This is a genomic window from Bdellovibrio sp. (assembly GCF_036384735.1).
In the GTDB taxonomy this organism is placed as follows: domain Bacteria; phylum Bdellovibrionota; class Bdellovibrionia; order Bdellovibrionales; family Bdellovibrionaceae; genus Bdellovibrio.
In genome coordinates, this window is record NZ_DASVLT010000072.1 from 16,737 (window position 1) to 38,473 (window position 21,737).

Sequence of the window (21,737 nt, forward strand, 5' to 3'; positions counted from 1 at the left end):
AATTACTTAAGACGTTTAAAGAAGCGGTTCCAACGAAGTTGCGATGGATCACACACGAAGGTCATTGTTGGCAAAGTGGAATCACATGAGAGCCAGATCATCCAAGCTTGGCCTACAAGATAATCATTCTTCACGTAGCCCCAAAAGCGGGAATCGCTGGACTGATCGCGGTTGTCGCCCATGAAAAAGAAATGCCCCTCTGGAACTTTATAAGTCTTGGCATCCACACCGCTAACAACTTCCGGAGTCATAAAGCGAACTGTGTGCAAAGAACCATCAATGGATTCATCGTAATAGGCAAATCCCGGCTCAGCATCTGGATAAGATGACACTGGTGAAAGATCCCATTTCTTACCATTCACAGTGATATGTCCGTCCTGAACAACCACCTCATCACCGGGAAGACCGATCAAACGTTTAATATAATAAACATCTGGGTTTTCAGGATATTTAAAAACAACGATCTCGCCACGTTCAGGTTTGTGCCATTGGAACAACCATTTGTCGCTAAATGGAAGATGAACACCGAAGGCGAATTTTTTAACAAGGATATGATCGTGAACCAAGAGATTCGGGATCATACTTCCCGATGGAATCACAAAAGGTTCAAAGATCGCCCAACGCACACCTAGCACGAGCAAAATGGGAAAAAGGAACGTGAGAATCGCCTGCCCCCATGTTCCTTTTAGATTTTTTTGCTCGTTAGATTTATTCATTAATTTACTTGATGGAAGAAGCGACCCCAACGGATGGTCATTGGATTGCACAAGAATGGAAGTGCTGGGATTGTCTCTTCGCAGCTCAACCATACGAACATCGCGCGGCCTAGAATATTTTGTTCAGGCAAGAAACCCCATACGCGGCTATCAGAAGAGTTCATGCGGTTATCACCCATCACGAACAAATGTCCTTCAGGTACCGTCACAGGTCCGAAAGTCTCGTAAACATCACCTTTGCGCAAAAGAATCGCGTGATCCTTTCCTTTATCAGCACCTTTGCCCGGAGGAAGTGCTTCCGTAAATTCTACGTAGTTGCCTTTTGCATCGTTGACGTTGCCATCACGATTAAAGTCAGCGTCACGCAACCAATCGTAGTCATCAAGATTCGCAGGAACCTTTTTTTCCACCGGTTTATCATTAACGTACAATGTGCCATTTTCATAATAGATCTTATCGCCAGGCTCGCCCACGATACGTTTGATGAAGAATGTGCTCATATCTTTTGGATATTTGAACACGATCACTTCGCCACGTTTAGGCTGACTGAAGCGCACCAACCAATTTTCAGAGAAAGGAACGCGCAAGCCGTAAGTCAATTTGTTCACAAAGATATGGTCGTGAATCAACAATGACGGAAGCATTGAACCTGATGGAATCACGTATGCTTCAATGAAGCCCCAACGGATGAACAATGCAATAAACACAGCCAGGAATAAAGATCCCCAACCTTCAGTCCAAAAATGTTTTGTACGCCAGTCCCACGGAGCCGGTTTTTGCTGATTCGCCATGATGTTAGTCCTCAACTTTCAAGATCGCTAAGAATGCTTCCTGAGGAACGTCGACCGAGCCGACAGCCTTCATGCGCTTCTTACCTTCTTTTTGTTTTTCCAAAAGTTTACGCTTACGAGAGATGTCACCACCATAACATTTGGCAGTAACGTCTTTTCTAATCGCCCCTTGAGTTTCACGGGCGATAATTTTAGATCCAATTGCAGCTTGAATATTGATCTGGAACTGCTGACGAGGAATGAGTTCTTTCATTTTCTCTGTCAACTTACGACCGCGTGTGACTGCTTTTGATCTGTGAACGATCAATGACAAGGCATCGATCGGTTCCGAGTTGATCAAGATATCAAGTTTCACTAGGTCTGATTCTTCAAAACCGATGAATTCATATTCCAAAGATGCGTAACCTTTAGAGATAGATTTCAAACGGTCATAGAAATCCATAACCATTTCATTCATCGGAAGTTTGTATTCGATGATCACTTTCTTTTCGTTCACATACTCCATCTTAAGCTGAGCACCACGCTTGTCTTCACAAAGCTTCAAGATGCCGCCGATATATTCAGTCGGAGTATGCAAAGTCACCTTCACGTAAGGTTCTTCGAATTTAGCAATTTTAGATTCATCCGGCATGCCTGCTGGATTTTCCAACATCATCACGGTGCCATCCGTTTGAGTGATTTGATAAACCACCGTCGGAGCTGTCGTGATCAAATCAAGATTGAACTCACGCTCAAGACGCTCTTGAACGATCTCCATGTGCAAAAGGCCCAAGAAACCACAACGGTAGCCGAAACCAAGAGCCGCAGATTTTTCAACTTCGAAAGACAAAGACGAGTCATTCAAACAAAGTTTATCCAATGCATCTTTCAAACTTTCGTATTCAGATGCAACAACCGGGAAGATACCGGCGAAAACCATTGGCTTGATTCTTTGGAAACCTGCCAAAGGTTCTGGTGCTGGATGTTTTGCGCCCGTCACAGTATCACCGACTTTAACATCACGGATATCTTTGATACCGCAAATGATAAAGCCCACCTCGCCCGCCTCAAGAGTTTCTTGTGGTGCAGGGAATGGTTTGTATTTACCCATGCGCAGAACTTCGTAATCACGATCTGTCGCCATGAATTTAATTTTGTCGCCTTTTTTGATTGTGCCATCAACCATACGAACAAGGACAACGACACCTTGATAAGCATCAAACCAAGAGTCAAAGATCAAACCACGCGGAGTTAGTGTGCGATCTGCTTTCGGTGGCGGAACTTTTTCAACGATCGCCTCCAAGATATCGGTGATGCCGATTTTCTCTTTCGCAGAAGCGTGAATGATTCCTGTTGTATCTAAACCAACAGTGTCTTCGATTTGTCTTGCTACACCTTCTGGATCTGCAGAAGGAAGATCGATCTTGTTTAGAACAGGAATGATCTCAAGATTATTTTCCATCGCAAGGTAGACGTTCGCCAAAGTTTGCGCTTCCACCCCTTGAGCAGCATCGACAACTAAGATCGCGCCTTCACAAGCAGCCAATGAACGAGAAACTTCGTAAGAAAAATCCACGTGCCCCGGTGTATCGATCAAATTGATTTGATAGTCGTTGCCATCTTTCGATTTGAAATCAAGGCACACAGTTTGAGCTTTGATGGTGATCCCACGCTCACGCTCAAGTTCCATGTTATCTAAGAATTGCTCCTTCTTTTCACGATCAGAAAGAGAACCCGTTACAGAAAGAAGACCATCCGCCAAAGTAGATTTACCGTGGTCGATGTGAGCGATAATTGCGAAGTTACGTATAAACTTAGGATCCATTTGCGCCATTATATAAAAGAAGCGCCGAGTTGCTAGGAACAACTCGGCGCACATTGATAAAAAACTTTAAAATTCGAGAACTTAAGCTAGGCCTTTAACTGCCGCTTTCAATTCTTCTACTTTGTTCAAACGTTCCCAAGTGAACGTCTCTTCAGTGCGACCGAAGTGGCCGTAAGCAGCCGTTGGAGAGTAGATTGGTCTCAAAAGATCCAAATCCTTAGTGATTCTAGCTGGTCTCAAGTCGAATACCTTGCGAACCGCTTGCTCTAGAATCTCTGAACCCACCTTGCTTGTACCGAAGTCATTGATAGAAATGCTTACTGGTTCAGCAACGCCGATAGCGTAAGCCACTTGCAACAAGCAGCGATCTGCCAAACCCGCACCGACAATGTTTTTCGCAATGTGACGAGCTGCGTAAGCGGCAGAACGGTCCACTTTCGAAGGATCTTTACCAGAGAACGCGCCACCACCGTGAGCGCCGTGACCACCGTAAGTGTCTACGATGATTTTACGACCCGTCAAACCCGCATCACCCATTGGACCACCCGTTACGAAACGGCCTGTTGGATTGATGTAGAATTTCGTTTTTGCATCGATCCACTGAGCAGGGATCGATTTTTTGATCAACTCTTCAGTGATGAATTCTTTGATTGTTGCATTTGAAACGTTATCAGCATGTTGAGTCGAGATAACGATCGCGTCGATACGTTTTGCAACGCCATCAACGTACTGAACAGTCACTTGTGATTTAGCATCTGGGCGCAACCAGTCTACTTTGTTTGCTTTACGAAGAGCAGACAAGTCCTTCACAAGTTTGTGAGACATAGAGATTGAAAGAGGCATCAACTCTGGAGTTTCGTTAACTGCGTAACCGAACATCAAACCTTGGTCACCAGCGCCTTGGTCGTCAGAAAGAGTCTCTTTCACGCCCACTGCGATGTCTGGAGATTGCTGACCAACTGCTACAGTCACTGCGCAAGTTTTGTAGTCGAAACCTTTATCTGAATGATCGTAACCGATGCGTTTAACAACATCGCGAGCAATTTCAGACATATTGATTTTTGCAGACGTAGAAATCTCACCCGCTACAACGATCAAACCAGTTGTTAATAAAGTCTCACAAGCAACACGGCCTTTTGGGTCTTGTGCTAGGATTGCATCCAAAACTCCGTCGGAGATTTGGTCTGCCATTTTATCCGGATGTCCTTCAGAAACAGATTCACTCGTAAAAAGATAGTTTTTCACTTCTTTTGTTCCTCATTGGGGAAGTTGATGTTGTAAAGCCAGCGAAGCTGGAACCCTACTCTGACGAGTCAGAGTGTAAAACAGTGTATTGCGAGCTCGCAACCTATCAAACTCGCATTTAGGGGTCAAGATTGGACTTTACCCTACTTCGATTGCCGTAAAAATAGCTCAGCTCAATAAAAGACACGGTAAAGCCACCAATAAGACCGATCAGTCCCAATGAACTCAGGAACTGTAATGTGACTTTGGCCAAATCCGACAGAGAGTCAGAAGGACAAATGCCCTCTTTCTGAAGCCAATACATCAAAACCACGCCCGCCGTGGAAATCAAAGTCCACAAAATTGCGTGCGCCTTATTTGTTAAGATGCCTACAATCATTGGCAATACGGCGAACCAAATTAGAGTTGGCGAATAAAAACCGCCTGTGAAAAATGCGAATGAAAATTGGAAGATAATCCCTGCTGTGACCATGTTATAGGCCGCAGCCGTCATCGATTTGGTTTTCTTGAAGACCCAGGGCGAGAATAAATGCACTATCGAACACCCGAAGCCAATGTAAGGTAATAGCGTCCCCTTCACAAAAATGGAGGAGATAAAGGCATAAGTCCACATCAACAGCGCTGTGATGAAGGTGATCATCACCAACAAGCGGTGCTTGTAGGCACGAATCTGCTCATCTTCAGAAACTGACGAGGTGAAAAGCCAGTTTTCCGAAACGTTCTGAGGCCTAACATCTGTCATAGGCCCATATAACAATAAAAGGCGGTCCTAAACCACCTTTTATTGTCAGTACTTCTAATTTTTAAGAAATCTTAAGACTAAGCCGCTTTTCTAAAGCGAATTGCCGTTTCCGTGCGACGTTCTTTCGTCAGATCAGGTTTTTTATGTTCTTTGAATTGCTTATTCGTTTTAAGGAATTGCTTTTCGAGCTTTTCAACAGTGGCATCCACGGCCGAGTAGATGTCCATGCCGAACGCGGTCGCTTTAAAATATTTTTCACGCGTATTTACAGAAATCTCTACGCAGAATTCATTCTTTTGTTTGCTGAAATAGACGCTGCCGTAACCCTCTTTAAGCAAAAAGCGCCCGATCTCTGACATTCTGTCTTCCGTATATGTCTGCAAAGAGTCGGAATGATCGAGGTGCTTAAAGGTATAGTTGAGTTTCATGTTTCTCTCCTTTTACGGCCCCTTTCAAGGCCTATGTTCTATAAAGCTTATCGGCCCAGCAAGACCAAAGATGAGCTCTATTTTGAGACTCAGTAACTTTTATTTCCGGTTAATTTTAAATTTTCCAAAGCTTGGACAGAAGCAGGCACCCGCTTTTCGCGAGTTTCTTTGCAATTGTCATAAATCCACTGATCGTAGTTCACATTGGTATATTTACTAACGGTCTGCATGTCCTTGAAGGCATCAAAGCAGCGCCCTTCGGAACTTGCATAGAGGGAATCAAACAAAGAATCTCGTACCGCGGATGGATAATGTTCGTAGTCCCACGCTTGAGTGATGACGGATTTTTTTGCCGACTCTTTGCTCTTTGATTTGCTTATCTTATATTGAGCCATGCGGCGGATGATTTGAATTTTGTCGTACTCTGGATTTTCTTTAGAGATATTTTGAGTAAGATCCAACGCACCTTGATAGTTGCGCATAAGAAAATAAAACTGCGCCTTCTGACGAAGCCTTTCAGCCTCGGGCTGACTCATCACAGTCGCTGCTTTTTTCTGATCGAACAGGGCACTCTTGTACCCCAAAGACAAACCGATCAATGCTACAACAGAGACTGAAAAAATACGAAGGGCCGCTCTCATAAAAAACTTATCGGCGGCCCTAGACTAAAGATGAGTGGGTTTTGGTCAAAGTCTCAATCTGAGATTTGAATTTTTGAAAACTTTTAAAAAGTGTCGAACTGATAACAGTAGAGCTTAAATAAGCTCTACCATTTTTTTGTAGTACTGAAGTAACTTTTGCGAACCAGGAATAAGATTAGCAGCCCAATCATTGTGCGCATTATGATCCGCGCCATCCGTGATGTACTTTAAAGAGATCATTTGCACGCCCATCTTACGGCATACTTTCGCAATGGCGTAACCTTCCATATCCACCAGATCTGAAGGCAACTTCGGTGTTCCCGTTTCAAAATTATCTCCCGTGCTGCAAACACCTTTTGGCAGTTCTGGGAAATAAGGAATCAAATCGATCGCTCCCGGAAGTGGATCAAATGGAGTTTCGCCCACCTTAAATCCAAGAGGAGATATATCCATATCTCGCTGAACAAAAGATGAAACTTCCACAAGCTCGTGAGTTTTAAATTTCCCACTGCCCGCCGTGCCTAAGTTGATGATGACTTTGCACTGAGTCTTGTGAACGACATCCATCGCCGTTAACGCCGCATTCACCTTACCAATGCCAGTGTAGAACACCGGAACATTTTCTTTTTCAAAAAGACCTTGAGACTCGTTTTGCAGAGCCATCAACAAGGCAACATCTTTAATATTGAACAAGGGAGAAGACCTCTCTGTTATTAAATTTCATTGTGTTCAAGAACTTCAAATTCACAAGCACAGCAACCGCTTCTACCGTGTATCCTGCAAGAGTACTTAGATCGATAGCCGCCTGCAAAGTACCGCCCGTCGCAAGAACATCATCCACGATCATGATACGACCATGCCCCACTGGCAGTTCAATTTCTGCTGTTCCATATTCTAAAGCATAGCTGATTCGTTTTGTCGGTGGAGGAAGCTTGCCCGCTTTACGAATCGGCAGGAAACCTTTTTTATGGGTTGCTGCCAAGTGAGCAGCCAAAATAAATCCGCGAGACTCAATCCCCGCGAAATAATCGATCTTTGCAAGTTCCACTTCACTCACCAGGTTTTGCGAAACGAAATCTAGCGCTTTGGGATTTTGCAAAAGTGGTGACATGTCTCTAAAAAGAATTCCCTCTTTGGGGAAATTGGGCACGTCACGAATCAACGATTTTAAATCCACAGCAACACCTCCACACTTGCGAGCTCAGTGCCGTTGTAACCTAAAATGTCGGAAAGTTGAAGACCAAAGCGCCGTTGCAGGCGCTTTAGAAGTATTTCTTACGTTGCGATGAAGGCAAGATCTTCAGCATGTCGCGGTATTTTGCAACCGTACGACGAGCAATCTGGATGCCCTCCAGTTTTAAAAGATCCACGATCTTTTGATCTGAAAGTGGGTTCTTCGTATCTTCCTTTGCCACCAAATCTTTGATTTTGATTTTCACAGATTCGCTGGCTAATGAATCACCATCTGAAGAGCTGATACCTGAGTTGAAGAAATATTTGAGCTCATAAATCCCTTGTGGCGTGTGAACATACTTTGCCGTTGTTACACGTGACACCGTGGATTCATGCATGCCGATGTCGTTCACAATATCACGCAACACCATAGGCTTCAAATGTTCGGAGCCCTTTTCGAAAAACTCACGTTGATGTTTTACGATGGACTCAGCCACTTTGTAGATCGTTCTTTGTCTTTGATGGATAGATTTGATCAACCATACTGCCGAACGAAGTTTCTCTTGGATATAATCCTGAGTTTTGTCCCCGGTGGATTTTCCGCCCTTCAACATATTTTTGTAGAAGTTCGAAATTTTCAAACGCGGAAGTCCGTCTTCATTCAAAGATACGACATAGTCCTCACCGACTTTATAAACATAAACGTCTGGCGTCACATAGTGAGTATCACTGCTGACAAAGGCGCGACCAGGTTTAGGATCCATGGCATAGATGATCTTACACATCTCGATGATATCTTCCACCTCACGGCCCATGGCTTTCGCAATGGCTTCGTAGTTCTTCTTTTCCAGATCTTTTAAGTGATTATTCAAAAGATTCACAAGATCGTGAGTGTCCTCTTGAAGATGCTTAGCTTGAATCAACAAGCATTCTTTCAAATCACGAGCACCAACACCTGGAGGATCAAATTCATGAATCAACGTCAAAGTGTCTTCAAGCAAAGGCAATTCAACTTTTTCTTCTTCAGCGATTTGATCCAATGGAACTTTTAAGTAACCATCGTCGTCAATCGCACCGATCAAGGCATCCGCAGCACGCTCTTCCTCTTCAGAAAAGCCGTTCATTTTTACTTGCCAATAAAGGTGGTCATGCAAAGTTTGAGACGCCGTGATGACGTTCTCATAGTTCATGATCTCTTCAGAGCCGGCCATGCCTGATTGTGGCGGTTTCTGATTGGCTTCGATATAAGATTCCCACTCGAACTCGTCTTGCTTTTGTGGATCTTGAGAATGTTGATCGTTAGCAGTTTCAGTTCCAGGATCAACTTCGCTTGCAGCTTCTTTCGTGCGTTGAAGGTCTTCGTCCTTCAGCATCTCTGCTTCTTCAAGAATAGGATTTTCTTCAAGCTCAGAGCGCACTGCCGACTCCAACTCCATACGCGACATTTGCAAAAGCTTGATGGCTTGTTGCAACTGTGGAGTGATGACAAGTGACTGGCTCAGGTTCATCGACTGTCTGAGAGCCATTGAATTCCTTTCTTAACGAAACGCTACTGCAGCGCGGGCACAAAAGCCGTTGCTCTAAAGTTTAAAGTTTTCACCCAGGTAGAACTTGCGAGCGAGTTCCGAATTTGCAATTTCATCAGAACTTCCGCTAACCTGGATCTTCCCGTCCTTCAGTATATAAGCATAATCGCAAATACCTAAAGTCTCACGTACGTTATGATCCGTAATGAGAACTCCTATACCTTTGGCCTTAAGTTCGCGGATGATATTCTGGATATCAGCGACCGCAATAGGATCGATCCCCGCAAACGGCTCATCCAGGAGGAGGAATTTCGGCGATCCTGCTAAAGCGCGCGCGATTTCCACCCGACGACGCTCACCACCTGATAGAGCATAACCATAACTATCTCGGATATGGTCGATACGGAACTCGCCGATCAGCTGCTCAAGCTTTTCCGCACGTTGAGCCCCACTGTAACCATGGGCCTCGAGGGATACTGTGATATTTTCAGCTACCGTCAATTTTCTGAAAATACTCGGTTCTTGAGCCAAATAACTCAGACCTGCGCGAGCGCGTTTATACATCGGCAACGCAGCCAATGGCTCCTCGTCCAAATTCACAGCGCCGGTATCGGATTGAATAATACCAACAACCATATAAAACGAAGTCGTTTTTCCGGCCCCATTTGGTCCCAAAAGACCGACGACTTGGCCAGACTCGACGGAAAATGAAACGCCATCAACGACCTTACGCTTTTTGAAACTCTTTGAAATGTCTTTGATGGTGAGCATGCTCATCGTTTTTTGTTCTCCATCTTTGCACGTACTTTTTCGATCTTAACCTTTTTTCCGCCCTCGAGAAAAACGATTTCTTCGCCGGTCAGCTCATCGTTATTCTGAATGATTTTAGGGCTGCCTTTGAAAACATATTTGTTCGCAAGAAGGTCTAGGTTTACGCTCTCGGAAGTTGCAAACTTATCTGCATCGCTCACTTTGACACCACCCTTGACGGCAACAGAGCTCAACATATCCGCACCGCTTCCGTAAAGGAACGACGCCTCGGGTCCTTCCAAGCGCATGTTATCGTATGTCATGCGTACTTTACCTAGAAATTTGGCTTCGCGATTTTTCCCGCTGAACTCGGCTCCGTCGGCCACGATGTCAAAAGCTTTGCCATCTTTCATCGGCTTGCGAGCAGAAACTTGTTCTTGAATAAACATTTTCGATTCATCAACCAGAACCAGCATTTTGCGACCCTTCAGGACCATGCCTTCTCCGGTCTTATCCTTTGGACCCTTCATCGTCACATCTTCAGGACTTTGAATTTGACGCTTCACCGAAGAGTAATACACCGACGGAGATTGGAAAGTGTATCCGTTTACGGATGTCGTGGTCACATTTCCGATAATACTCAAATCTTTGCTCTTTGCATCGATAGAACCCTGATCGCCCGTCACCGTGAACTCTACCTTTTCTTTATTATAGAAAAGGACTTTTACTTGATGAAGCTTCCAATTCCCCGAGGCCTGACTTCCTTCGGCAGAGTTCGCAAAAAGTTCCCAGTCGCGCATGCCTTGTTGGCTTTCCACTAAGTGAACACCACCCAAGCGTTGATCTGATAACGAAGAAGGCTCTCCGGGTTTGCCACCATTTTTTGATTTTTCTGCCTCTTGCTTTTCGACGCGCTCGCGAACAGATTTATCATCGTCGTGTTGAAGTTTGGATGGGAATACGATCAGGACTTCCACAAAAAGAAAGACCAAGAGAGCAATAAAAACGTAATTCCAAACTTTTTTCATAGTGAAAAGGCACTCTCCCAAACGTTCGCGCCTGCACCCTCTATCGCGAGAGTGCAGAGATGCCCTTTTATCCTAAACGATGTTTAATTAGAAGTCGACTCTTGAGGAAGCTTAGTCACTGCGAAATTGATTTCGCCAGCGCCGGCCTCTGTGACAGTGAACAGTACTTTTTTGACCGTAAGGAAATCGACTCCTTTATCGGCCTGAATAGTTACTTTGCTCCATGCATTAGGATCGTCTGCGCCGTCTTGACCTTTTGTTGTTTCGACAACGTCGCGGATTTTGTTTTGCAGTTTGCTATCTTGCTCAGCTTTTGATTTCTGCAAAGCATCTGTCAACTGATCGCGAAGCTTTTGGATATTCCAATCCTCTGAACCTAAAGCTTTCACCTCGTCATAAGTTGCAACAACGTCTTTATCCAAAAGGATTTCTTTATTTGAGATCGTCACAACGTGGGCTGGCTTCAATTCTCGCACACTGGCTGCCTTCGGAAGAACCACTTCTTTCGGGATATAAAGAATTTCGCCCGTCGCATTGTAGTTTTGCAAAAGGAAGATCACTAGTACCGTGAACATATCCACCATCGCAGTCAAAGACAGGATCGCAGTGACGTCACGTTTGCCTTTTCTTTTGCTTAGAATATTGTGATAACGGTGTCTTTCACCGGGTCTAAAGATAGCCATCTAGTTTCCTCCAGTCGCGACTGAAATCGCCGAGAAACCTGAGGTTAAAAGATTATCCATCGCTTTGATCAAATGCTCATAAGGCATGGCGTCTGCCACCGTTACGACGGCATCGATCTTTTCGGGATAAAGCTGTTTCACTCGCTGCAATTGCGCAACAAGGCCGGCGTCATCAAATTGGCCATTCTGCATCGGAAGACTGATCACTTGTTTCCCAACAGTTAAAACATAGCCGATCTCTTTCACATCAACCTTCAACACCACATCCGCGTTAGGCGGTGGAGTTGGACTTGGTTGCGTGTCAGATTTCTTTCCGTACATGGAACTGCCAATCTGAATCATAGATACTTGAGTCCACACAGCCGTGATCAACAAGAACGTGATAAGCACGCTCATCAAGTCGATGAAAGGCACGAGATTTAGTTCGATATTTCTATTGCGACCCGAGCCGCCGCCCGTATCTATGTGAGCCATTTTTGCCTCAATCTAAATTCAAAAATCCATTTCAAACTCGCTACCCCACAATAACCGAGAGTAGACTTTCTTACTCCGGCGAAGCCGGAGTGCAAGCTAATCGCGAATCTTCTCGCGGTTTGCAACCACTAGGTTCAAAAGAGTCATGCTTGTCTCAACAACTTCATTCTCTGTTTTTTGAATGCGATGCTGGAACAAACCGTAAGCAACGATACAAGTAATCGCTACCAAAAGACCGAACGCCGTACAATTCAAGGCGTGGGAAATACCTTTTGAAAGTTCCAATGCTTTGGTTGCAGGGTCTGCCGCAGCAACCGCTCGGAATGAACCGATCATACCAATGATCGTTCCAAGAAGACCCGCAAGTACTGCTACGTTACCGAATACCGCAAGGAAAGAAACCCAACCTTCAACTTTTGGCATCTCTCTCATCACAGCAGCATCCATTGCCACCTGGATTTCTTCATCTGGGCGTTTGTTCATTGCTTGAACAAGGCCAGCTTTTACAGTGTTCGTTAATGGAGCCGGACGAGCATCGCAAAAGCTCACAGCTTGGCGAAGATCACCCGCAACAACCATGCGGAAGATTTGATCTGTGAATTCTTTTTTATCCACAGAAAGGTTTTTAAGTTTCATCAAACGATCTACGATGACGATGATCGCAAGAATCGCGATAGCGGCGATTACGTACATGACGATACCGCCCTCAGCGAATGCACGCTGGAAGAAATTCATGTTGTCTGCTGTTACTGTTGGGTTCATGGGTTCTCCTTAAAAAACAATTCTATAAATCTTTAAAATCTAACTCTACCAAACAAACTTTCAAACCGTCTTAGACTTCCTTACTCGGAGTACAAGTCAGTTCTGTTGATTGAATACGAATGGGTATGCCTGGACTTCGGCAACTAGTCCCGTCGGCGGCTCGGGGAAGATCCAACTTGCCAGACGTTGACGAACACAGTTCTCAACTTCTGGGCTGTTCAAGGTCGAGCTCTTCACTTTGACGTTACGAGCCTGACCTTTTTCGATGATTTCCCATCCCAACACGATTTTACCTTCAAGTTTGCGACCTTTTTCCAAAGTATTAAGTGCTCTTTCATAGCAGCTTTTCACTTCATGAAGTTTCGCGCGAATCACACGACGGATAGCTTCTTTGTCGATTGTCGCATCGAAAGACTCCTCGAAACCGCCACCGGCAATTGCAACAGAGGTCTTAGATCCAAAACCTTCAGCTGCGCCGTAGGCAGATTGACCTGACCCACGACCTTTCGTTCCGATACCTGCGATACCCTCTGTTCTTGTTCCTTTTCCGCCAGCACCCGAGTCCTTGAATTTAGATCCAAGATCATCGCCTGCACGGTTTTCATTGAAGCCCGAGTTTCCTGAGGCCTTGTCAGCCATGCCAAGAACTTCACCCGCGCCAGAATAAGCTTTGTCGATATTCGCTCGATTGCCACCGCCACCGAAGGCGCTGAATAGTCCCACTTTCGAAAGATCTTTATTCGATGACTGCGCATTTGCACCAGCAGTCTGACCTGTTTTCACCGCACCACCCTGACGAGTCGAAGTGAATTTTTTCGTACGATCCTTCGCGTTTGGCTTCGGAGCCACTTCGCTAGCTCTAGCTGCCACTTGAGCTTTAGCCGCCTGCTGACCTGTCTGACCTTTACGTTGAGCATCTTTGTTCTGATCCGCAACAACCACTTTCTTCTCTGGAGGAGGCGGCTGAGGAGTCGCAACTGGTGGAGGAGGCGTAGGTGTTGGAGTCGGACTTGGTTTGGGAGCCGGTGTCGGCGTCGGCACTGGTTTATTGAAGATAACCTGTGCAATACGCTGAACATCTTCCTGCTTGTTCTCTTGCCAATCCTTCGGGGTCGTTGCCGAAATATACAATGCTAGCAATGCCACCATAACGATAGACATCACGACACCGGTCATCTCGGAACCCGAAAGAAGCAAAGGTGGCATCATCGGAACAACTGGAGCCTGTGGCACAAAGCGAACATACAAAGTGATGTTTCCGCCCGGCAAAGTTACACAAAGCATTTCATTTTGATCAACACGAACTGAATAGCCTTGACCACCACGCTGAGCTTTTCCAGAGCGAGAAAGATCCTCAACAGGCTGCAAGCCTGCGGATGATACCATCTCAACGCCCATCTCGCCCGTCGTATTCACACGAAGGCCATTTGTCAGATCAATAATTTGAAAACCTTTTGGCACAAGTCCATCTGGCAAAGCCAAATCACGATCACCACCGACATTCACCTTTACAGGCTTCGTGCCTTTATAGTGATAAGTCGTAAGAATGCGTTCTTTCCAAGCCACTATGACTTGAACAACTGCACCCTTCCCAGGCTTCAAATAAGTTTTAAGATCCTGCACTTCGCTCGGAGGCGCAAAAGTTTTTCCGGATTTTTTCTTTTTAAAGTTGTCTTTACCAGCCTTGATCGCGGGACGAACCGGGATTGCAGGCTTTTCCTCCACCTTCGGAGTTTCAACGGGAATCACCGGGGTGGGAGCAATTTTTATCTCTTCCGTTTTAACAACCGCTGCCGGAGGCATAGTAGGCTCAGGTTTTGGAGTCGGCATCACAGGAGCAACAACAACGGATGTCGGAGCTTCCGGAGTCGCTGCACCCGGCGTCGCACGCGGCTTTGGCACACCGATGAAGAAAGAAATTTTGAAAGGACCAATATCAAGTTCATCACCCGATGATACAGACTCATCCAAAACAGCTTGGCCGTTTTTGAAAGTTCCTGATTGAGATCCTAAATCGCAGATGTAATAGCCATTATCGCGACGTTCGATCAAGCAATGAATCGGAGAGACTTGGTCAGAATCCAAATCAATGTTTACATCGGCATTATGTCCAATCACGATTTGATCCTGATCGAATTGTTTAACACCGACTAACTGATTGTTTTTAAAAATTCTAAATATTAACGGCGATCTCAATTAGCACCCCGAACCCGCTGTACATCTTCTGCTGATCTTCTCATCTCGGGTAAAAAGTTTTCTCTAAGCTTAATCAATCTTTTGTAGTTGAAGTTCTTCTTTTGGAAGAGATAAAAAAGTTCCGGCTTCTGCGTAGAACCTTCAACTAATTCGTCCTCGAAGTTCAATTGCGCTTTACGTTCTTTACGAACTGTATTCGACGAAGTGTTCCCACCACTAATAGTTGTCGTTGTTGTCGACTGCACCATCGGCGCTTCCGGTTGATCACTTTGGGCAAATGCAAAGATAGAGCCGAACGTGACAGCAAACATAACTGTGATGATCTTAAAAGATTGCAACATACTCTACCCGACCCTTCGTTCTATTTTAAACCAGCTTTCGCCTTATTTTCCAAAGCAATAATTCTATTGCGAGTATCTGAAGGCCCGCCTACAAACTTTAGTCTGTTAATGACGTCCAAGCCTTCTTGGTATTTCCCCATGCGATCGACTAACAAGATAGCATAGTTGTACATCGCCTCTTTATTATTGGCGTTGTCCTTCAAGATAGATTTATACAACTCATCAGCTTTATCTAATTTTCCTGTCGCGCCTAATGCTATCGCATAATTATTCAAGACACGTGGATCGCGAACGCCTTTTCTGTAGGCCGTTTCAAGAACAACACTCGCTTTGTTATAGTCTTTTTCTTGCACATAGATGGCACCTAAATTTGCGGCCGCCACCGGATCGTCACTGTTGATGTCCAAGGCTTTACGGAATGACTTGACTGCTTCCCGTCGCTCATTTTGAGCCAACTGGACTATACCAAGGTTTGAATACAGCTCGCCCATTTTTGGGTTCGCCGAAATGGCTTTACCCAAAAGATAGCGGGAAAGCTCAAAGCGTCCTTTTTTATAGTGGTACATTGAAAGAGCATTCAGCGCTTTCGCATCATTCGGCGACTGAGTGAGAATTTGAGTCGCCGCTGAATAAATTCTGTCGTCACTTTGTGCTTTGATCGCCTCATTCAGAGGGGCATACTGCGAAGGCACCGCAGGTGCTTTGGGCTTTTCCGGAACTGCCTCAGAAGCAGCAGAAGGTACATCCACGTCTTTTTCTATAACCGGCGCTTCAGTGACCTTCTCGTTTGCCGCAGCAGAATCCGTCTTCGACTCTTTCGTTGGAGTCGAAGAACATGCAGCCAATCCCATCAATGCTAATACAAGGATGATTCTTTTCATTACTGACCTATCCAATTCACAAGACGAATATCAGAGCTGACTTCCCCGCCGTCATAATAAGTCTTAGGATCTTGTTTGCTCATGTAGTCGTAGGCTTTCTTATACGAGTCGTTGTAAACCTCGAGCTCCCAACCGCGCTCGACCGCCGCTTTATAACTGTCTTTCGCTTTATTGTTGAACGGCTCAGCAAACTTCTCGACTCCCGCTTTGTATTGCTTCGTTTCATCGGCGTTCAATCCCGGAGGCAACGGAGCATTTAATAGCGACTGCGCCATGTTTTGATTTGCATCGCCTAACAATGTTAAAGAACTCACGATTTCCTCAGCGCTGTCGTACTTGATGATATCAACAAGTTCGCTTGTCAGCTTCGTCAACAAAGCAACTTTCTTATCAGCCGCCGCCTTTTGCTTCGCTGGATCACGAGGGAATGTGATTGCCTTCATCTCTCCGAAAGTTTCAGTGGCCTCGGCCAATTTGATCTTCGCAGCAAAGGAAGCGCCGGGTCCTTTTTTATTCGGAGCTAGACGCTTTTGAATCGCCAAAGTTTTTTGGCGCCATTCTTTAGCTTTCGTGATTGATCGTTGTTTTTGATAAAGTTCACTTGCCCAATAAGCAGCCTCAACAACCTTTTCAGGATCCTTGCCGCCTGTCTCTACATACTCTACATATCGATCTAACGCTGCGTGGTTTTGTCCTGCTTTGCGATGTATTTGCGCCATGCTGAAGGCCACTTCAACATTATCGGAATGCTTCTTATTCATTTTCGTGAATTCTGTATATGCCCGGATTGATTCGTCCGGTTTTCCCAGTGCCTCATACAACAACGCCGCATTGAACATCAAGTTTGGCGACAAAGGATCAGCTGGATTTTCAAGAGCCGCTTGCTTGTATAGTTTCGCAGCCTCTTCAAATTGAGCCGAATCTTGATATTGCTTTGCCAAAAGTCTGCGCGCCTTTGATTTCAATTTATCTGACGCCGGATCTTTCGATTGCAAAACACCTTGATAAGCCGCAATCGCCGGAGCGGTCATGCCAGCTCTTTCATAGTTTACGCCAGCATTGAATAAAGCTGTCGTTGCCAAAGTCGATTTGGGATTTTGCTTTGCAAAGGCATTGAAGGTTTGAGCACTTTCTGCGTATTTCTTATCTACCTCTAGATCTTGCCCACGCTTGAAGGACGCCTTTTCCAAAACGCCACGAATATCAGACCCTGCTTTGGAGGCAGCAATCGAAGGAACGGCAAGCAGTTCGGAACCTGTTTTTTCAAGTCCCGCGTAGTCTTTCTTCAAGTTGTAGATATCCAATAGAAGATTGGCAGAGTATTCTGCTTGCTTCGTATTTGGATGTTGCTTCACGATATCGCGGAAGTATTGAGTTGCCTCTTCAAAGTGATTGCTTTGATAGTACAAACGACCGATACGGAATTTAATTTCCGCAGTTTTATCGGAATTCGGGAATTTCTCGATATACCATTTGCCTGCTGTGATGAATCTTTCCACTTTGGGCTCAAGAGGAACTGGATCAATGGAGTTACCCACTCGTTTTTGCATCTCTTGGTCTGTAGGCATGCTTCTTTCAACAGACAAGATCAAGTTCTGCGCAGCTTTGCCATAAAACTTGCTTTGTGGGGAATTATCAACAACCCATTTATATTGGATAGCCGCTTCGTCGTACTTCTGCATATCGTACAACAACTCACCATAATAGAAGTGCATGTCGCTAACAGCCGCAGCCGTTGGGAACTCACGCAAGTAAAGTTGGTATCCTTCGTTTGCTTGAGCTTGAGAATATGGCGCACGAGAGTTTTGTGCGGTCTGATGTTGTTGCAAAACGTAGTTTCGTAAAGTCGTTTCACGAAGCTTATCAGAGTTTGCGATCAAATCAGGCTTGCCTTTATTAGCAGCATACCAAGAACCATTTGCATCGTAATCTTTAACCCAACCGTAAAGTTCATCTTTAAAGCGAGTCGTATTCTTGCCGTAATAATAGTTCTGAACGATTTGATATTGGTACTCGAACGCTTTCGGTGAGTTCGGACTTTGTGAAATCAAAAGCTTAAATACATCGCGAGAAGCATCTTTGTTGCCGCGATCCGCATATTGATAAGCCAATCTTTCCAGATATGGATTGATATTGTCGCCCACAAGACCACGGAAGTAAGACGCTGCTTTTGCAGGATCGCCGCCCTCTGCATAGAAAACGACGATGTCACGAAGAGCTTCACCTTCCAGACGTGTGCGGTTCACAGTTTTCTTTCCTGCCAATTGATCACCGGTCTCCGCTTTGCCGGATTTAATGATATATTCGAGATAAGACATACCCTGTTGCACGCGATCTAAGCGGAACAAACACCACGCGCCTTTATAAGTCGCAAAAGTGTTCAAGCGATGTCTCTTATCTTTGATCAAATAAGAATATTCTTTGTAGGCGGGTGCCCATCTTTCGTTTTCAAAATAATATTCACCCAGGGCAAAATGCGCTTCGCCTACAAACGGTGAATTCGGGAAACGACGAGTAAGCTCTTCATAATAATGAGCCCCTTTTTGTACGTCACCCAATTCGAAATAGTTGTAACCAAGGAAGAACAATGCTTGGCTCATCTTTTCGTCACGAGGGAAATCACGTTGGAACCACTCGTAAAGTTGGACAGCTTTTTTATTGTATTCACGTGCTTCGGCCGTGTTTAGAACCGGTCTCTTTTTTGTTTTACCAGACTCGAAGGCCTTAAGCTTTGCATCGTACTCATCCTGACGACGGCCATCGACCAAGCCTGCTTTTTCTACATAAAGCTCGGCCAAACGAAGCCACAATTCTCCACGATTCGGGCTTGTTTTGAATTTCTGTGTCAGTTTATAAAGCTCTTGAATCTGCTGGTCCAAGATACGCTCGTATTGAACTTTGTCACTGCCACCATCTCTTTGCATAAGCTCAGACGAGCGCGGTGGCTTCACCGACTCAAGATTGACCGCGTTCACTTGCTGGTTAAAACCCAAATTCGTCGTTGGCAATGAAGTATCTGTCTTAGACATCTGCTGAGCATTGCCGCCACGACTTGTCTGATTTGCTTGAGACAACAGCTCACCTACTGTCTTTTTCTTCGCCTCAGCCAACGGGCTTAGGAAAAGTACAGATACAAGACTCGAAATAAGAAGTTGATGTCTGTTGAATTTCATAATTACTCGCAACTCTGTCTTCCTAGATAGTGATAGTTTCCGATTTCATCCAACCAGAATTCGCCCTGGAACGGATAATATTGGTAACCATTTTGGATATAGAACTGACGGTCCATCTTTTCATCGATTTGACCTTCATTGATATCCTTACCAGCAATTTTCTTTTTAATACTTTCCTTACGACCATTGATCATTTCGTAACGGATGAAGCCCGCCTGTTCATAGAGATCGCGAAGCTCGGCGCGCATATTCAATAAATGAGCCTTCACCATTTCGCCGACAGACACTTTCGTATTCTTACTGCGATTTGCGATGATCTTTAAAGAGTACTGGCCCAAGGCTGAGGCGCGGAATGCGTAGTTGCCATCCACACGCGCTTTCTCTGCCGCCAATCTTTCTAGATAGTGCATCGAGCGCTTCACATCACCTTGATCAAGAATATTTTTTAGAACGATATAGGGCAGACGCAAACTTGGTGTTTTATCTGTCGTTTTCGTCACGTATGCCTTTTCAATTTCGCTGTAATACGCCATTGGATCATTTGTCGACCTCAAGAAGTCACCGATCTTAGAACGAACAGGGCCATACGTTTTTTCGAACAATCCCAAAACCTTTTCCATCTCGTCATATTTACAGATGTAGAGGTATACGATGGAGCGAAGAAGTAAACTCTCCGGCATATAAAAGTCTTCGTAATATGCCGAGTGGAGAGTTTGGAAGTTACTCAAAGCTGAACGGAATCTCGCGGCACGAAGCATTGCCCAAGACTGCTCGAAAACCGCGTCGTGCCACATTACCGTATCACGAGGCACTTGAGAGTATGCTTCGATGGAAGCCTCCCAATCCTGCTTTTGATAAAGTGAACGAGCCAACGCCAATTGAGCCTCGACACGATTCGTGTCTGTCACAGGTGCTCTGCGACGGGCGTCTAACATTTTTCTAAATGTACCAACCGCCAGCGCAGGTTGATTCGCTTCCGACTCTGCCAAGCCTTTATTGTAAAGTGCTTGGAAGTAATAGCTGCTGCTAGGACTGACACGATTGAAAAGATCTTGCGCGTGAGAATAATCGTGATTGCGCATTTTGATCTCGCCCAAGCGGAAGTAAATCATGTCTTTTTGATTAGCTGGGATATCGTTGACATCCACGCGTGAGATCGCATAGTTCAGGATCGTGTCATCACCCAAGGTATCCGCAACCAGCGACAGCTTCTCGATCGCTTGTTTCGAATACTTCGGATGATTCATACGGATCACATCTACGAATTGGAACGCTGCTGTCTGATATAGTTTTAACTCCATCAACATAGTTCCGAGGATGTATTTAATTTGCGGTCTTTCCGCGGCAAGCTCAGGTCTTCTTGCGAGCGAAAAAAGCGCATTCGCAGCCCCCTCGTATTGCCCACTTTGAGCCATACGAAGAGCATTACTCAACTGAGATTTCAACTGGCTTTCGCGATTAGACGCTTGATATGCCGAAGACTTTTTAGGCGAGCGCTTCGTCGATTGCGCCTGTGCAGCCACAGGTAAAGCCATACTTGTCGCGATCAGGAGTGGTAATAGTTTGATCATCTGTAGCTAGCCTCCGGAAAGAACCAACTCATACCAACTGTCAGGAACAAGTTATTAAATGAGTTCGTTGTCTTAACGTTATTCTGATCCACAACACTTGCATTATAGAAGTTCCAGCTGAAATCCCAACGGAATGCCAAAGATTTCGTCAAAGAGAACATCTGGCCCGTCGCCACGTGAACTGTTCCCGCATTTTCATTTGTCGATGTCGCTGTCGAACCGTAACCAGCAGAGAAATACAAATCAAATGGAAGAATGCGCTCATTAAACCAAGTCATTTTGCCGTAAATAGGTACGTACATCAGATCCACACCGAAGTAAGATTTCGGATAAGCCAAGCTTTCGGTCTTTACATTATTGTTGTCTTGAAGTTCTTTGGTTGATTGACGCTCGGAAGTCGTCAAAGCGAAATAGTTAAACTCTACGCCCCAAGTTTCGTTCAAGAAGTAGGCAGCCTTCGCCACACCACCGAAAGTATTAAAGAACGGATCATTGGTAACCAAAGAGACACCACCAAATAATTGGAAGCGACCCGTTTTTGGCATAAAACGCTTTTGAATAATAGAAACTTCTTTAAATGGCGACAAAGTTCCTAAACCTTTAAAGTCCGTCAAAGGCTTATTATCCTGAGTATCCTCGGTGGAAGAAGCCGCCGCTGCCGGAGTCTCCTTCGGTTTTGCTGGAGCCGATTTATCCAACTCCAACTCGATCACATCAAGATCATCGCCGTCTTTTTTGGCCTGCGCCTTTGCAACTCCTGGAGCTGCAAAACTAATAAGGAGCAAAGCTGTTACTAGATTTCTGTTCAACAT

Annotated in this window: 21 protein-coding genes; all 21 read right to left on the reverse strand. The window is 45.1% G+C overall.

Features of this window, described 5'->3' with window-relative positions; translation table 11 throughout:
- Positions 1–2: 2 nt before the first annotated feature.
- Positions 3–716: a signal peptidase I gene (gene lepB / locus VF412_RS19645; protein WP_331340980.1), complete on the reverse strand. Its 714-nt coding sequence runs from the start codon at positions 714–716 to the stop codon at positions 3–5.
- Entirely contained in the window at positions 716–1,507 is a 792-nt protein-coding gene (gene lepB / locus VF412_RS19650) for a signal peptidase I (RefSeq protein ID WP_331340981.1), read from the reverse strand. The genes lepB (VF412_RS19645) and lepB (VF412_RS19650) overlap by 1 nt, the downstream gene beginning before the upstream one ends.
- A 4-nt stretch (positions 1,508–1,511) precedes the next feature.
- Positions 1,512–3,311 carry a translation elongation factor 4 gene (gene lepA / locus VF412_RS19655; RefSeq protein ID WP_331340982.1) on the reverse strand — a complete coding sequence of 600 codons (1,800 nt, stop codon included), beginning with the start codon at positions 3,309–3,311 and terminating at the stop codon, positions 1,512–1,514.
- An 81-nt stretch (positions 3,312–3,392) separates the two neighbouring features.
- Positions 3,393–4,556, reverse strand: coding sequence for a methionine adenosyltransferase (gene metK / locus VF412_RS19660; RefSeq protein WP_331340983.1), 1,164 nt, complete (start codon positions 4,554–4,556; stop codon positions 3,393–3,395).
- A gap of 118 nt (positions 4,557–4,674) precedes the next feature.
- On the reverse strand, positions 4,675–5,298 hold the full coding sequence (locus tag VF412_RS19665) for a hypothetical protein (protein ID WP_331340984.1): 624 nt from the start codon (positions 5,296–5,298) through the stop codon (positions 4,675–4,677).
- 77 nt (positions 5,299–5,375) lie between these two features.
- Positions 5,376–5,726: a ribosome hibernation-promoting factor, HPF/YfiA family gene (gene hpf / locus VF412_RS19670; protein ID WP_331340985.1), complete on the reverse strand. Its 351-nt coding sequence runs from the start codon at positions 5,724–5,726 to the stop codon at positions 5,376–5,378.
- 89 nt (positions 5,727–5,815) lie between these two features.
- Positions 5,816–6,367: a hypothetical protein gene (locus tag VF412_RS19675; RefSeq protein WP_331340986.1), complete on the reverse strand. Its 552-nt coding sequence runs from the start codon at positions 6,365–6,367 to the stop codon at positions 5,816–5,818.
- A 114-nt stretch (positions 6,368–6,481) separates the two neighbouring features.
- Entirely contained in the window at positions 6,482–7,030 is a 549-nt protein-coding gene (locus VF412_RS19680) for a 5'-nucleosidase (protein ID WP_349259018.1), read from the reverse strand.
- 16 nt (positions 7,031–7,046) lie between these two features.
- Positions 7,047–7,544 carry an adenine phosphoribosyltransferase gene (locus tag VF412_RS19685; RefSeq protein WP_331340988.1) on the reverse strand — a complete coding sequence of 166 codons (498 nt, stop codon included), beginning with the start codon at positions 7,542–7,544 and terminating at the stop codon, positions 7,047–7,049.
- An 85-nt stretch (positions 7,545–7,629) separates the two neighbouring features.
- The gene (rpoN, locus tag VF412_RS19690; protein WP_331340989.1) at positions 7,630–9,066 is read right to left on the reverse strand and encodes an RNA polymerase factor sigma-54; all 1,437 of its coding nucleotides are present in this window, start codon (positions 9,064–9,066) and stop codon (positions 7,630–7,632) included.
- Between the two features lie 54 nt (positions 9,067–9,120).
- A complete protein-coding gene (lptB, locus tag VF412_RS19695) occupies positions 9,121–9,843 on the reverse strand; it encodes an LPS export ABC transporter ATP-binding protein (protein WP_331340990.1) in 723 nt (240 codons plus the stop codon).
- Positions 9,840–10,844: an LPS export ABC transporter periplasmic protein LptC gene (lptC, locus tag VF412_RS19700; RefSeq protein WP_331340991.1), complete on the reverse strand. Its 1,005-nt coding sequence runs from the start codon at positions 10,842–10,844 to the stop codon at positions 9,840–9,842. Before lptC ends, lptB begins: the two co-directional genes overlap by 4 nt.
- Before the next feature lie 83 nt (positions 10,845–10,927).
- Positions 10,928–11,527, reverse strand: coding sequence for an ExbD/TolR family protein (locus VF412_RS19705; RefSeq protein WP_331340992.1), 600 nt, complete (start codon positions 11,525–11,527; stop codon positions 10,928–10,930).
- Positions 11,528–12,001 carry a biopolymer transporter ExbD gene (locus VF412_RS19710; RefSeq protein ID WP_331340993.1) on the reverse strand — a complete coding sequence of 158 codons (474 nt, stop codon included), beginning with the start codon at positions 11,999–12,001 and terminating at the stop codon, positions 11,528–11,530.
- Positions 12,002–12,097: 96 nt separating this feature from the next.
- A complete protein-coding gene (locus VF412_RS19715) occupies positions 12,098–12,763 on the reverse strand; it encodes a MotA/TolQ/ExbB proton channel family protein (RefSeq protein WP_331340994.1) in 666 nt (221 codons plus the stop codon).
- Between the two features lie 96 nt (positions 12,764–12,859).
- Positions 12,860–14,959: an AgmX/PglI C-terminal domain-containing protein gene (locus VF412_RS19720; RefSeq protein WP_331340995.1), complete on the reverse strand. Its 2,100-nt coding sequence runs from the start codon at positions 14,957–14,959 to the stop codon at positions 12,860–12,862.
- Positions 14,956–15,300, reverse strand: coding sequence for a hypothetical protein (locus VF412_RS19725; RefSeq protein ID WP_331340996.1), 345 nt, complete (start codon positions 15,298–15,300; stop codon positions 14,956–14,958). The genes VF412_RS19720 and VF412_RS19725 overlap by 4 nt, the downstream gene beginning before the upstream one ends.
- Positions 15,301–15,320: 20 nt before the next feature.
- On the reverse strand, positions 15,321–16,181 hold the full coding sequence (locus tag VF412_RS19730; RefSeq protein ID WP_331340997.1) for a tetratricopeptide repeat protein: 861 nt from the start codon (positions 16,179–16,181) through the stop codon (positions 15,321–15,323).
- Complete coding sequence (locus VF412_RS19735; protein WP_331340998.1) at positions 16,181–19,354, reverse strand: tetratricopeptide repeat protein; 3,174 nt, start codon at positions 19,352–19,354, stop codon at positions 16,181–16,183. Before VF412_RS19735 ends, VF412_RS19730 begins: the two co-directional genes overlap by 1 nt.
- Before the next feature lie 2 nt (positions 19,355–19,356).
- On the reverse strand, positions 19,357–20,925 hold the full coding sequence (locus VF412_RS19740; protein WP_331340999.1) for a hypothetical protein: 1,569 nt from the start codon (positions 20,923–20,925) through the stop codon (positions 19,357–19,359).
- Positions 20,922–21,737, reverse strand: coding sequence for an outer membrane beta-barrel domain-containing protein (locus VF412_RS19745; RefSeq protein WP_331341000.1), 816 nt, complete (start codon positions 21,735–21,737; stop codon positions 20,922–20,924). Before VF412_RS19745 ends, VF412_RS19740 begins: the two co-directional genes overlap by 4 nt.